A 12,601-nucleotide genomic window follows, 5' to 3' on the forward strand; every position below is an offset into this window, starting at 1 on the left:
GCGAAGGAAGACAAACGTGCGGAGCTCCCTAAGCGTCACGCCTAGGCGAGCGCGAGCGCTCTACGTGCTTGTACCTCTCGAAAATTGCGAGCTTGTCGGAATAGGTAAGCCAGAGCTTGGCTCCGCACTCGTCGCACACGAACTTGGAAACCGATTTGAACCATGAGCCGGTCCTGACGATAGGGTGACGGCAAATCGGGCACTCGTACTCGAATACCACGTTTCTCAGCTCAGTCGGGATAGGCATGCTTCACCCCACGCGCATCATAACCTTCAACGGTCGGTAGAGTCGAGGGGAGCCCATCTATCGGGGCGCGAGATGACCCCGAGCACGCATTTCCAAGCCTAACAATCAAAGGCCGTTCAGCTGGGGCGCTATGTCGCTCTATCATTTCGACATCCACGGCTTCTTGTGCAACGAAGCTTCTTCTGTCTCGGGCAACTTGTTTTCATCTTATGGGTTCCCGAATGGGGGGTTCGGTCCGGTCGCTGCCTTCCTACCCTTTGCCCTGGCCTGCTCCCCAACCGCTCCCGCGCCGTTCCTGCTGCCTTCCTACGGCGGTCCGCTCCGCAACGTTCATGGACAGGCGCAAGCGTTCCCTTCGGTCATCCAACTACGTCGCTAGAGCCGCCGTCAGGGGCTTCCAGAACGGCCGCAACAGGGCGGCCGACAGGAGGCCGGAATGGCAAAGAAACAGGAAACCGCAGCGCCGAAGAACTTCCCTTCCCACGGCGTCTTTGTGGTCGAGGGCGAAGACGAGAAAGCCCACTGGACGAAGGTTGGCGCCGCATGGCCCCATCAGGACGGCGACGGCTTCAACGTCATCCTCTCGGCCCTGCCGGTCAACGGCCGGATCGTCATCCGCGCCCGCAAAGAGGAGCAGCGCTAATGCTCCTCACCCGCGAACTCCGGACGGCCCTCCGCCGCAACAGCGACCTCTCCCGCCAGCGTGAGCGCGATCATTGTCCCGTCGTCAAATTCTTCCTCCCGAACACGGCTGCGGCTTGGCTTTTCACGGAACTCGCCGAGGACGGAGACACCCTTTTCGGCCTCTGCGACCTTGGCCACGGTACTCCCGAGCTTGGCTATGCCAGCCTCGCCGAACTTCAGAGCCTTCGCGGCCCCGGCCGCCTCCTGGTCGAACGCGACCGCCATTTCCTGGCGACCAAGCCGCTCTCCGAATACGCTGTTGACGCCTGGAGGCATCGCCGGATCGTCGCCTAAACGGCGATCCACTCCCCCGGCGACTTATCTCAAATCGAGTTTTGCACCGATCGGTGCAGGACTCGATTAGGGAACCTCAGCGTCGAACTCGATCGCAAACCTGGCATCGATCGCGGCTCGCGCTATCAGATTGCCAAGTTCCCAATCCGTCAGTTCGCAAAGCGGGAACATCTCCCTCATGGCCCGGATGACCTCCGACATCGAAATGCTCGGGTTTTCGACATTGTCGATCAGGTAAAGGACGATCGCCTGGCGAACGTCCGATGAAGTAGGCATCGGGGCGAGCGCGGGCATCTCGGACCCTATGAATAGAGCCGCGTTTCCGCGCTGTCGGCTGTTGTCGCATCGAAAGCGACGGGAACACCGTGAACGATGCATTCCGCCGCCAACATCTCCTCCAATTCCTGATCGGAGGCCTTGCAGGCTGGCATCAGTGTTCGGATGGCGCGGATTGCCTGCGCAATGGAAAGGAATCGGGCCTTCCCTCTTGAACGAACATAGGCTTCGGCCGCTTTCTCAAGCGTGATGGCGTGAAAAGCATTGGTCATCAAGAATTCCTCCCTGAACCCAAACCAGCACGATTTAAGGGCAACATTCGGTGGCCTTCAAGTTCCTTCAAGCCTCTGTCCGGTTTCGGACAATCAGGCTGACGCTATGCCGAAGTGGCGTTGCTCCTCCTCCCCATAGGCTCCGCGTGTGAGTTTTATCATTCCGGGGCGATCGACAATCGTGATCTCGCCGCGCCTAGCGTGAATGAGGCCCCGATATTCAAGCATTTGCAGGGCTGTCGTTACGCCGGGACGCTGAGCGCCGAGCATGGTCGCCAGAAATTCATGCGTCAGGTAGATTTTTCCCTCAGTCCGGTCGTGGACCATCAGCAACCATCGGGCCAGTCTTTCCTCGATTTTCGAATGGCCGTTGACAAGCGCCGTTCGGGACGACTGCACCAGGAATGCGTGAGCGTAGCGAAGCAGCGGCTCGCGAAGCGTCTGGCTTTGTGTAATCGCAAGGCGAAGGTCCTCAACCGGCAAGCACCAGCCATAACCGGCGACTTGGATATAGGTTTCATTGGGAGACCTATCTTGCCCCAGAATGACCGCGACTCCCGTCACGCCATCGTGACCAATGATGCCGACTTCGCTCTGCCGCCCTCCGGTCATGGTGGCGACCACTGACGCGATACCCGTCTCCGGAAAATACACGTGTTCGATCGGCTGATGGGAAACCTCCAGACGGGCTTTGATAGCCAGTTCGACCCTATGCATCGACGGCTGCAAGAGTGCGAAATCCTCGGGAGCGAGGGTTTTCAAAATATCGTTGCGAAAATTGGATTGAGGCATGGCTCTGCTCCCTAACGGGCAAGAGCACGTACCTCTCACTGTCGGCGGCATCCGAAACGCACTGGCGCCGATGCAACAGCATAGGCGCCCCACTCGCGATTAGCAAACCCCGGCCGACACGGCATCCCGTCAAATCCCCGTGTCGCCGTCAAAGATCGTTGATTTCCGTGAGTTCGGATACCGCCTGACTTCGCCGAGGCAGCGTATGGGGCCCTAAACGCGACAGATTATTGTGCGAAGCCGAAAATTAGCGATTTCCGCCTTGTCAGGGGTACCCGCCCTTCTTCATACGGTCCCTTCGTCGGGGTCCGTCGGTTCCGGTTCCCGCTGGCGCGGCGCTATGCTGAACCTCCTACGGCGCACCGTGTTAACCGAGCTCAGGGTCGCGAATTGGCCTCCGGCACCGTCCCAGCAATATCGTCCTGCTGGACGTGCTGATGCCTCCGCTTTATACGCTGCTTCCTTGCATGGACGGGCAGAAACCACGGCTGTCGGCGGAAACCGGCTGTCCTCTCCCGTCGCCGCCGCTTCGCCCGCGACCATACAGGCGCATGGCGACGGCAGGGGAAGGAGAGTGGTGCGGGCAGGCGCGCAGCGCCAACTCGGTCCCCTTGAGCCACACGGCGGCGACCCTATCGGCGACAGGTGCCAAGTCGGAAAAGGGCCATGCGGAGGAGACGGGAGAGTTCCCCCCGGAAGGAAAACCTCTTGAAACCGTTCGGGGAGCAAGTCCTCATTTAGTAGGTCACTAAACCTGAGGAGCCTCCCTTGCCTGTCAACCTCGAAACGCCGAAACGGAAGCCCGGCCGCCTCCGGGGATGCCGCCGTATTCCTTCGGAACATCTCATCTTCGGATGCCGTCCAACCGGCGCTGAAGAGTCGCGTTCCGGGCTTCGTTGAGCAGGGAACGACTGCGCTCCGGAAGGCGCTCTTGCAGTAAGGACGCGAGCCGGAAGGCCGTCAGGCGCGGGTTCCCAATTCTGGCGAATCGCAAGCTGGGCACAGGTAGACATGGGGCGGCACAAGGACGAGCACAGCGGCGGGCTTGCCGCAACGACCGCAGACGGCGCATAGCACTTTTCGCGTTTGCCGCGGATCTTCTTTCCCCGTCCGTGAAGCGGCCTTTTCCTCGCCCATTCTGCACCTTGAATTGCTTAGATGGCTTTCATATCACCTTGCCCCGGCCTACGAAACAGTGCGTCCAGCGATATTCTATGTACCTTTGCGTCGGACAGTCTACTCCATTTCGGAACTTCTTTGTGTTTCGGCGCGTTACTTTTCGTTTCCAAACACTCGCGATATGACACGCGTCAATCTCCTGACAGCCGGTGGGAGGTTTTCGATGTGCTCAGCGGGCAGATTGTGAGCTTGGGCGGCCTGCTCCTTTCCGGCCTTGTGGAAGAGGCGGCAAAAGGTGCCCTCGATGTCCTGCACAACCGGATCATTCCTCCCGACGTCCTGCCTCGCGATAATTAATCTGGTTTCATCGTGGCGGATGCCTATATTCCGGCATTCATTGCTCCTGTCGAGAAGGCCCCTCGCCGGGATAGTCGGAGCGCTTCCCATGGAAGAATTTCTGGACCATCTGCTTGAATGCCCCCATTGCAAGACGATCAGGCTGCGCATCCCGAAGGACGCGACTTGGGAGACGCCGATCACGTGTAGCGATTGCGGAAAATTCCTCGGGACATGGGGCGAGTTGCAGGAGGATTTCGAAAACCAAGGAGGCCTGCACGGCGCCTTTACCCTCGACGACGGCCGCATCAAACGAAAATCCGGCACGTGACCGGGCCTCGCATATCTCTTCCATCCGACATCGCGTCGGAGGCCTGGCAGGATCGATTTTCGAGGCTGAAGGGGAGCTTTTCATCACCCCGGAGGCGGCTCTTGCGCTCTACCGTCCCCATGTGATGGCCCGTCAGGGCCATAACTTGGGTCGGTCGCACTAACTGAAAGCGGTGCGACCGTTGTGCGCGATTCTTGGCCTTCGAAATGACGAAGGCGACTGGGGGCGAGTCGCCTTCGTTTTGCCTGCCGAGATAGAGGGGGCATCAAGCAGGCACTCCTATCCTATCGCCTCTTTCGCCGAAGGAAAGCCCCGCGATCTGCACAAGAAAGGGAGGGGCCGGGGGTGCCCAACGCTCCCTTCCACCTGTTGACCGCTCTACCCTTCAGCCTGGCAGGCATGACCAGCCTACAACGCTGACCGCCGTTGTCTATCGCGCATCTACCCTATCGAAGTTTCTCTCTTCGAGGAGGTGTCCGGAGCCGCTGTGCTTAATGCGCTGCTTTTTGTTCGTATCGTCGCGACACCTCGGATGGGATTCATCATCGAGCAAGGGTTTTCGTGACACAGATCACGAAAACCGGGGTTTGCGATGTCCGTGATTTTCCGAAACAGAGTCTGCCCCGACGAGGAAGGCTTTCGCTATCGAGTCATGTCGACGTTCTCGGGCATCGGCGCGGCGTCGATCTCCTGGGACAGCAACCTGTTCGAGTTCGTCGCCTATGCCGAGCCGGCCGCCTTTCCGGCGCATGTGCTGCACTACCGTCGCGGCGCCGGGCGGCCGAGATACATGCCCGATCCGGAACAGGCGGGACTCTCAGAGCCGGAACGGGAACAACGGCTATTCGATGTCAAGAACGTCGTCGACCTGCCGGAAACCGGGACGGTCAACTGGGGCGACATCACCCAGATCACCGACGACGATCTGGCCACGCTGGGCAAGGTGCATGTGCTGGAAGGCGGCAGCCCGTGCCAGGCCTTCAGCTTCGCCGGCAAGCGCAGGGGATTGAACGACCACCGTGGCAACGTGCTGCTCGCCTTCTGCCTGTTGGCCGAGCGGATGCGGAAAATCAACGAACTGGAATTCGTAGTTTGGGAGAATGTGCATGGCGTTTTCAAAGACGACACCAACGGTTTCGGATGTCTCCTGGCATCGCTCGCGGGAGAAACCGGGGGTCCGCTGGAGCCACCAGGGAAAAGATGGTCGAACGCGGGTCGAGTGTTTGGACGTCAAAAGCGGCAGGTTGCCTGGCGAACCGTGGACGCGGTTCATTGGGGTATCCCCCAAAGGCGCAAAAGAGTCTTCCTTGTCGCAAATATTGGAGGAACCCACAAAGGATTCGGGATACCTGACCAGATACTTTTTGAGCCCGAAAGCAGCCTCTGGCATCCTAAACAGGGCCTCAAAACGCGACAGGCTGTCTGCTCTACCTACCGACGTGGTGATCGCCTTGAATACCGTAGCGCGGAAAGACGACTCCGAGACTCCAAGGTGATCGCCCGCCTCGATGCCGAGGCATCGAAGGATTGGATAGGGAAGGGCCTGCCGGAAAACGCCGCGTTCGCGCTCGACATGAAGTCCCAGCCTGCTGCGAGCGGACAGGCCTATGCTCTGACGGCCCGCAACGAGAGCAATCCCCAGGTCGTCGCCTACGCGCTGGCAGACGACTACGCGCCCAAGGCGTCGAAGGACACGGCATTTGCCCTGATGGCGGGATCGCCCACCGGGGGCGGACACAGGCAGATGATCGTCCAGAAGGTCGTTCACCCGCGCGAAGCCGGAAGCGGAGCCGGCACCGAGGGCACCGCCGGAAACGCCGCCGAGACGGATTCGGCAGCGGTGACGGAACCTGTCACGAAAACCTCCCCCATCATCGTGGGCGTGCAGAATTCGGGAACGCTTTACGCGCGCGGCGCACAGCCTGCGGGCGTGTCGTCGGAGCAGAACTTCCTCGTCATCACCAAGGACGAGGAAGACACTCCTCCGGAACAGTGGACAGTGCGGCGCTTCACGCCGCTGGAATGCGAGCGCTTGCAGGCTTTTCCCGATTACTGGACCGACGTCCCGTTTCGCGGGGAACTGGTGGCGGACGGTCACCGATACAAGGCCATCGGCAACTCGATGCCGTGCCCCGTCATGTCCTTCATCGGAGATGCGCTGCACGCACACATGGATATGATGCACACGGTCCAGTATGATCCCGATGTCTTGCGCCGCAAGCGCGGCCGGCCGACCAAGGGCCAGCGCGCCATGACCGCCACCGAGCGCCAGCGGCGACGCCGCGAACAGTTGCGGGGACAAGACGAGGGCTCGACGGTCCGCAAGCCGCCGCTGGACTACCACACCAAGATGGGGCTGCTGTCTCATGTCGCGGATCTGCGGGAACTGATCGGCAGGCCCTCGGTGGACGTCGAATTCCGGCTGGCGATCCTGGCGGATGCCATCGACAAGCTCGGCGCTGCCCGCCCTGTGTACTGAGCTTCATCGTTGCGGTTGCGGAACGGTTGATCGGCCGGCTTGCGCCATTCTCTCGGTCGTATGACCATCGATGCCAGAAAAGAAAAACCCCGCGTCAACGGCTGGCAGGCCTCGGCGGGGTTGAGGTGGCAGGACGATGTTCGGATTATCCTATATCGTGGTCAATAGCAGAAAGGCGCGCCTCGGGTGAGCGCCCGGCTGGGACATGTCCCAGCCTCACCAGAGCCCGTCTCTACCCAAGCATGTCAACAATTAGATATATCAGCGCCCGCCCGGTTCGAGGCGACCAGCGGCAACGTCGTTTCCTTGGGCTTGGACGCGTTCGACGCTCTCGCGCACGTTGTGGCCCTGCACCCACGCAACGGCCGCCTCGACGGTGGCAGGCGTCGCGGCACCGTCTCTTTCGGCCAGCGGATTGCCGAGCCGGGCGGACGACACTGGAAAGAATGGAGCGTCGACATATCCGAAGCTCCCTTTGCCGCCCGCGATCTCATCCGGCGGGACGAGGCTATCGATCTTTATTTCTCGCAAAACGCATTCCACGGCTGGCGACGTCTGGCGCAGCTTTCGACATTGGGAGCGCTCTATCAGGATCTCGACTACCAGCGACGGGCGACCCACGCCGGCAAGGACCCGCGCGTCGTCGCCGAGGGGGCGCTTGCCGCGCTGGACGAGACCGGCATCCCATCGCCTTCCTTCGTCATGAAGACGGGGCGGGGCCTGTGCCTGGTCTGGCTGCACGAACTTCTTCCCCGCAACGCCCTGCCGCGCTGGCAGGCGGTGCAGAAGCGCCTCGCCGACATCCTGACCCCGTTCGGATCGGATAAGGCGGCCTTGGATGCCGCACGCGTTTTCCGCGTCTCCGGATCTCTCAACTCGCGCGCCGATCCGCTCGACGCGGAGGTGCGGATGATCTGGTGCAACGGCAGCGTGGGCGAGCCGTTCCGGCATGTGTTCTCGGACCTCGCCGACGAGGTGCTGCCCCACACGCGGACGGGTCTCCTCAGCCTTTCGGCGGAGCGGGCAAGGCGTAAAGCCGAGGGAATGCAGGTCGGGGGACCGGCGCGGACACTGACGGTCGCCACGTGGGCGGAGACCATGCTGTCGGACCTTCAGCGGCTTCGCACGCACCGCTATCCGGAAGGCGCGATCCATCCCGGCGAACGCGACAGGTGGCTGTTCTGCGCCGCCACCGCCATGGCATGGCTCTGCCCACATCAGGTGCTTGAGCGGGAACTCTCCGCGCTCGCGCACGAGGCCGCCGGCTGGGAAGGGAAGGAGACGCGCGGCAGGATGTCGTCGGCGCTGGCGCGCGCCCGCATGGCGGCGGCCGGCCAACGGCTAGAGTGGGACGGACGCGAAGTCGATCCCCGCTATCGCATGAAGGCGTCGACGGTCGTCGAATGGCTCGAAATTGAATCTGGCGAGATGCGGGAGGCGGGGCTCAGGATGCTTGTCGAGTCCGATCGCGCCCGCGAGATCACGGCCGAGCGGCAGCGGGACTCCCGACGTCGGAAGGGTGCGCAGGACCGGACCGCTTTGCAGGCGGCTCGTCTGGAACTCGGCCGCAAGGCACGTTTCCTCCAGGTGAGCAAAGGCCTGACCGTGCGCGAGCTCGCGGACATGCTCGGCGTTTCCGCTTTCCAGGTCTCGAAAGCGATCACCGAAGCCAACGCGAAGGGGTGATGGGTCCCGCTGTAAAAACAACGCGTTAGCGGTTCGTCACGGTATATGGTGGCGTAGCCCTACCGATACGGAGCGAAGCGACCCGGCTCAACGAAAATAATGGGGCTGGAATGCTTGGCTCTGCCGGTGGTGCCTGGCCATGCTCCCCCCTGCGCGGGTGGGCACCATTCCGCGACGTGCAGCAGGTTTCCCTCGGCTTGCCTCGTCACGATGCTCCCGACGGTCGGGGAGCATCGCGTCAAGTCCTGATGCGCAACCGCACTACCCTCGTCCCGCATGGCACCTTAGCTCCGCACCCCGGTGACGTCTTCACGCCCGTTGCCGGACCTGCGGTCGCCACTCCCATGAGAATGCGGGAAACGGCTATGTCATGGCGAAAATTCCCGATCCCTCGACTTTTAGGATCCTTATCCGGCATTTCGAAAGTTCTGTTCGGATAGAAGGGGGTAACTTCACCGTCGCGCCTTGTCGCGGCAATCAGTGGTTCGTGGCCGGAAAGGAGGGCACACGCAAATGACTGTTTCACATTGCATCCCCTCCGCCAGGTCCAGCCTCAGCTTGGGACATGAGTCCCCTTTCGCGCCGGGTAAGGGCCCGTCGTGGCGACGATCGCCGCGCCGGGCCTCTGGACGAAAGGAGGCTTACCATGTCCGAGACCAACTCCCCTAACTGGACGCAGCTCCCGCCCGACGCGTGGTTGCTGGTGATTCCCGGCGTTGCCGAGGCGCTGGTTGCACCGCGCGGCGGCATGTTCGACGCTGCCGTGTGCGATCTCCGCACCCAGCAGGTCGTTTGGATGGGGGAGAAATACCCCACCGTGCGAGGTGCCAAGCTTGCGTCGAGGGTTGCCTTCAAGCGGCTTGGGTACTGGCCGACGGTCGCTCTGATCGAGCTGCCGGCTGTCGAGCGCGACGTGCCCCAGTCGATCTGGAAGTCGACGCGTCTGGAAGCCATCCTCAAGGGCAAAGGCATTGTCGTCGCCTGCGGCGTCAATGTCCTGGACGATGACCATGTGGAGGGCGTGGTGAAGCTGGGCAGCTACGTGTTCCGGGAAGAGTATCCGGACGAGTGGTCCGCAAAGCGCGGCGTGCTCCAGTGGGCACAGATGCTCATCGACCGACACGCATAAGCGGGCCATGACAAAGGCGGGTGGCTCCGGTCGCCCGCCTTTGTGTTTTGCCGACACGCATGGCACGGCGAAACCGCCTCCTTCGATCCCCAGCTCCATCCGAAGCCGCTTCGGGCGACATGAATGCGCCGGCGCTTGCCGCGCACACGGATCGGCGTCAGCCTTGAAGAAAGTGAAGGTAGTGAAAGAAGCCAGCAATGGGCGGTGCTACGCCCGCCCGCTGGCAAGGGGGAGGAAGACCTCCCCCGTTGACCCCCACGACGCCGCCGTTGGCGCGCGTAAAAGGAGCCGCGATGTCAGGGACGACGACCACGACGTTGCGTCTGTCGACCGACGAGCGAGCCGCGCTCGATGCCGCTGCCGACGCGGCAGGACTCGGCCCGAGCAGCTACGCCAGGCAGGCTGTCATGCGGGCGGTGGGGCGCGCGGCATCCGTGCGGCGTCGGCCTGACGGTCTCGCTCAGGCTATAGGCCGGGCGCTCGGCGATCTCGGGCGGATCGGCAACCTCCTGAACCAGATGGCTCGTCATGCCCATGTCGGCGGATACGTGCCGGCGCAGGCGCTGGAAGGTTGCAGGCGGGAACTGTCTTGCCTGACGGCCACCATCCTCGCGCTCAGGCAGGAGCGCTCGGGATGATCATCACGACGACCCGCCACGGCCGCACCAGCAAGGACGTCCGCTACCTGCTAGCCCACTTGTCGAAACAGGACGGGCAGCGGTCGCGCGTCGTGAGTGTCGCCGCGCCGGTGGACACCGCTTCCGAGGCACTGGACTACATGCAGGCGCTGCGGGACGGGTCGCGCGCCACGGTCGCCTGTCACCATCTCAGCCTGTCTCCCGGTCAACCCATGACCGATCGGCAGCGGGACGAGGCGGTTGCGCGTGTCCTCGCTGCCATGGAGGTCGAGGACCACGCGTATGTCGTATGGGAGCACGGGGGGAAGGACAGGCGCGGCCGCGACGTCGATACGCACTACCACATCGTCGTCGCGCATGTCGGGCCGGACGGGCGCGCCCTTGATGACGGACGGTCTTATGTCCGGCTTGAGGCCGCAGCCCGTTCTCTTGAATTCGATTTTGGTCACGGGGTCACGCCGAGCCGCCATGCCGATGCCGTGGCCTCGGAACTTGAGCGTATCGGCCGCCCGAATGTTGCTGCGCAGGTGCGGGGCGAGGTTCCGCCAGAGCCGCCCGCGTCGGCGATGTCGTCGCGGCAGCGCGCCCGATCAGCGCGCCACGGAATCGATCTCGCGGACGTCCGCGATGTCGTGCGCCGGGCCTGGAAAGCCAGTGACGGACCCGCAGCACTTCGCGCGGCGCTGGCCGAACACGGTCTCGACATCGCACCTGGCCACAAGCCAGGTGTGTGGATCGTCACCGGGCCGGACGGCGTGACGCTCGGAGCCCTCGACCGTCTGTCGGGAGAGCGTCGCCGGGCGGTGGCGAAACGAATGCAACAGGGGGATTCACATGACTCGACCGACACAGCAGCCGCCCGCCATGCGCGCCCTGAAAGCGACCTACGACGAAGCCCGCGCCGGCCGCGAGGCGGCCGAGGCGCTGGGCCCGCTGCTGGCCTTGCTGGAGCCTCCGGAAGCGGGCGAGGCGGGTCCGCTCGCGGAAGTGACGGACCTTCTGACCGCCATCTTGAGGAACCAGGAGTCCACGCTCGCCGCGATCGAGGGATTGACGGCGCGCATCGACGCCACGTCCAGGAAAACCTGACCCTCTCCGTGCTCGTGCGGGCCGCGCGCGACCATCGGATCCGGCATGCATTGTGGCGGACGCGGCGTCGACAGCATTCGCGCTTGCATCACCTTCAGGACGCACGCCGACTTGTCCGCCTGGACCTCGACGAGCTTCGTCGCCTCGCTGAGAAAATTGGCCGTCGGCTCGCGGGGCTCCTTATCGGGACGGCCGAGCCGCCACGGGAAACCCGCGCCGAGGCATTGGTCCGGTTGCGTGACTACTACCAAGCAGGAGGGAAGCGACATCGCTCGTCCGCGTCTGTCACCGCTCCCGATGTCGATCCGGTTCCGGCCTACAGGCCGCATTTCTAGGGTGAAACCATGACCGAGCAGTTCATGAAGAAGGATGACCGGAACAGACGCAGGACCTGCCGGGACCGCTGGCGCTACCGCCGGCACCAGCATCGCCGGAGGCTCGCCGATCCGGCGACGTCCTTCACGGCGAAATTTTCCGCGCTCCTGCTGTTCCTGATCGGTCGCGCGCCGACCCTGCCTGTCCCCGTGCCCCAAGCTGTGCCGGCACCGCAGCCCTTGCCCCCTCGTACGGATGTCTCGGCGGAGCAGGGAGACAGGGAGAGCGGAGAAGGCGGACAGATGCCGATGCGGCCACGGGCAGCGCATGGGCGCTATCGTTCCCGGCCATCTTATTCGAGGATCCTGCGCGACCTGTCGCGGCCCGCGCCCGCCGCCCGCGCCGCCGCCGCCGCCACCTTCCTCGCACGCGTGCCCATGGAGGCGCTCGACTGGGTCTATATGGCAATCAAGGAAGCAGATTGGCGAGGTCTCCGTCAGATAGTCCAACCAGGAATGACCGACGCCGAGGCGGATGCCGCGCTTCTGAAGGCCGCGCGCGATGCCAGGTTGCAGGAAGCCACTGAGCCCGACGAACCTACGCCGGACGACAATACGAAAAGAAAGCCGCCACGGTGACGGGGCATGATTTCGTGACAAGAGTCACGATTTTGGGTCGCGAGCGGTTTCACCAAGCAGCGCCTTGCCCTCGATATTGAATGCCACCGACTTGGCTTGGCCTACCGGATCGGAGCATCAGGCCGGGGCCACAGCCGAGCGGGCGACGTCGCTTTGCACTAAGCCGCTATAGCGGCTACCGCTCATACTCATATTCGTCTCCGTCCTACCCCACACCTACTCCGCGTCGGTGAGCAGCGGGGTCGTCCATCACTTCGACTGCCTTCACGAGGGCAG

At 63.0% G+C, this 12,601-nt stretch carries 13 protein-coding genes; 9 read left to right on the forward strand and 4 right to left on the reverse strand.

The window, feature by feature from the left end; all coding sequences use genetic code 11:
* Window positions 1-683 precede the first annotated feature (683 nt).
* Both FJ546_RS09985 and FJ546_RS09990 read left to right on the forward strand, forming a co-directional pair.
* Entirely contained in the window at window positions 684-890 is a 207-nt protein-coding gene (locus tag FJ546_RS09985) for a hypothetical protein (protein WP_140889165.1), read from the forward strand.
* Window positions 890-1,225 carry a DUF2958 domain-containing protein gene (locus tag FJ546_RS09990; RefSeq protein ID WP_140889166.1) on the forward strand — a complete coding sequence of 112 codons (336 nt, stop codon included), beginning with the start codon at window positions 890-892 and terminating at the stop codon, window positions 1,223-1,225. Before FJ546_RS09985 ends, FJ546_RS09990 begins: the two co-directional genes overlap by 1 nt.
* 66 nt (window positions 1,226-1,291) lie before the next feature.
* Here the strand turns inward: FJ546_RS09990 and FJ546_RS09995 are convergent, their stop codons facing one another.
* From FJ546_RS09995 to FJ546_RS10005, 3 genes are all read right to left on the reverse strand, one after another.
* Window positions 1,292-1,519: a hypothetical protein gene (locus FJ546_RS09995; protein ID WP_140889167.1), complete on the reverse strand. Its 228-nt coding sequence runs from the start codon at window positions 1,517-1,519 to the stop codon at window positions 1,292-1,294.
* Between the two features lie 8 nt (window positions 1,520-1,527).
* Window positions 1,528-1,773, reverse strand: a complete 246-nt coding sequence (locus tag FJ546_RS10000; RefSeq protein WP_140889168.1) for a hypothetical protein — start codon at window positions 1,771-1,773, stop codon at window positions 1,528-1,530.
* 93 nt (window positions 1,774-1,866) lie between these two features.
* Window positions 1,867-2,565, reverse strand: a complete 699-nt coding sequence (locus FJ546_RS10005) for a Crp/Fnr family transcriptional regulator (protein ID WP_140889169.1) — start codon at window positions 2,563-2,565, stop codon at window positions 1,867-1,869.
* A 1,564-nt stretch (window positions 2,566-4,129) separates the two neighbouring features.
* Between FJ546_RS10005 and FJ546_RS10010 the strand changes: the two genes are divergently transcribed.
* The 5 genes from FJ546_RS10010 (at window position 4,130) to mobC (ending at window position 10,283) form a co-directional block, all read left to right on the forward strand.
* A complete protein-coding gene (locus FJ546_RS10010; RefSeq protein WP_140889170.1) occupies window positions 4,130-4,351 on the forward strand; it encodes a hypothetical protein in 222 nt (73 codons plus the stop codon).
* A gap of 592 nt (window positions 4,352-4,943) precedes the next feature.
* On the forward strand, window positions 4,944-6,830 hold the full coding sequence (gene dcm, locus FJ546_RS10015) for a DNA (cytosine-5-)-methyltransferase (protein ID WP_140889171.1): 1,887 nt from the start codon (window positions 4,944-4,946) through the stop codon (window positions 6,828-6,830).
* A 312-nt stretch (window positions 6,831-7,142) separates the two neighbouring features.
* Entirely contained in the window at window positions 7,143-8,516 is a 1,374-nt protein-coding gene (locus FJ546_RS10020; protein ID WP_140889172.1) for a hypothetical protein, read from the forward strand.
* A gap of 646 nt (window positions 8,517-9,162) precedes the next feature.
* A complete protein-coding gene (locus FJ546_RS10025; RefSeq protein WP_140889173.1) occupies window positions 9,163-9,645 on the forward strand; it encodes a hypothetical protein in 483 nt (160 codons plus the stop codon).
* 293 nt (window positions 9,646-9,938) lie between these two features.
* Window positions 9,939-10,283 carry a plasmid mobilization relaxosome protein MobC gene (gene mobC / locus FJ546_RS10030; protein ID WP_181167880.1) on the forward strand — a complete coding sequence of 115 codons (345 nt, stop codon included), beginning with the start codon at window positions 9,939-9,941 and terminating at the stop codon, window positions 10,281-10,283.
* 50 nt (window positions 10,284-10,333) lie between these two features.
* Here the strand turns inward: mobC and FJ546_RS31545 are convergent, their stop codons facing one another.
* Window positions 10,334-10,732, reverse strand: a complete 399-nt coding sequence (locus FJ546_RS31545) for a hypothetical protein (RefSeq protein WP_246686797.1) — start codon at window positions 10,730-10,732, stop codon at window positions 10,334-10,336.
* A 385-nt stretch (window positions 10,733-11,117) separates the two neighbouring features.
* Between FJ546_RS31545 and FJ546_RS31550 the strand changes: the two genes are divergently transcribed.
* Together FJ546_RS31550 and FJ546_RS10040 are read left to right on the forward strand one after the other, a co-directional pair.
* Window positions 11,118-11,372, forward strand: coding sequence for a hypothetical protein (locus tag FJ546_RS31550; protein ID WP_246686798.1), 255 nt, complete (start codon window positions 11,118-11,120; stop codon window positions 11,370-11,372).
* A gap of 344 nt (window positions 11,373-11,716) precedes the next feature.
* Window positions 11,717-12,325 carry a hypothetical protein gene (locus FJ546_RS10040; protein ID WP_140889176.1) on the forward strand — a complete coding sequence of 203 codons (609 nt, stop codon included), beginning with the start codon at window positions 11,717-11,719 and terminating at the stop codon, window positions 12,323-12,325.
* Window positions 12,326-12,601: the final 276 nt, after the last annotated feature.

The organism is Mesorhizobium sp. B2-4-19, assembly GCF_006441315.1.
Lineage (GTDB): Bacteria > Pseudomonadota > Alphaproteobacteria > Rhizobiales > Rhizobiaceae > Mesorhizobium.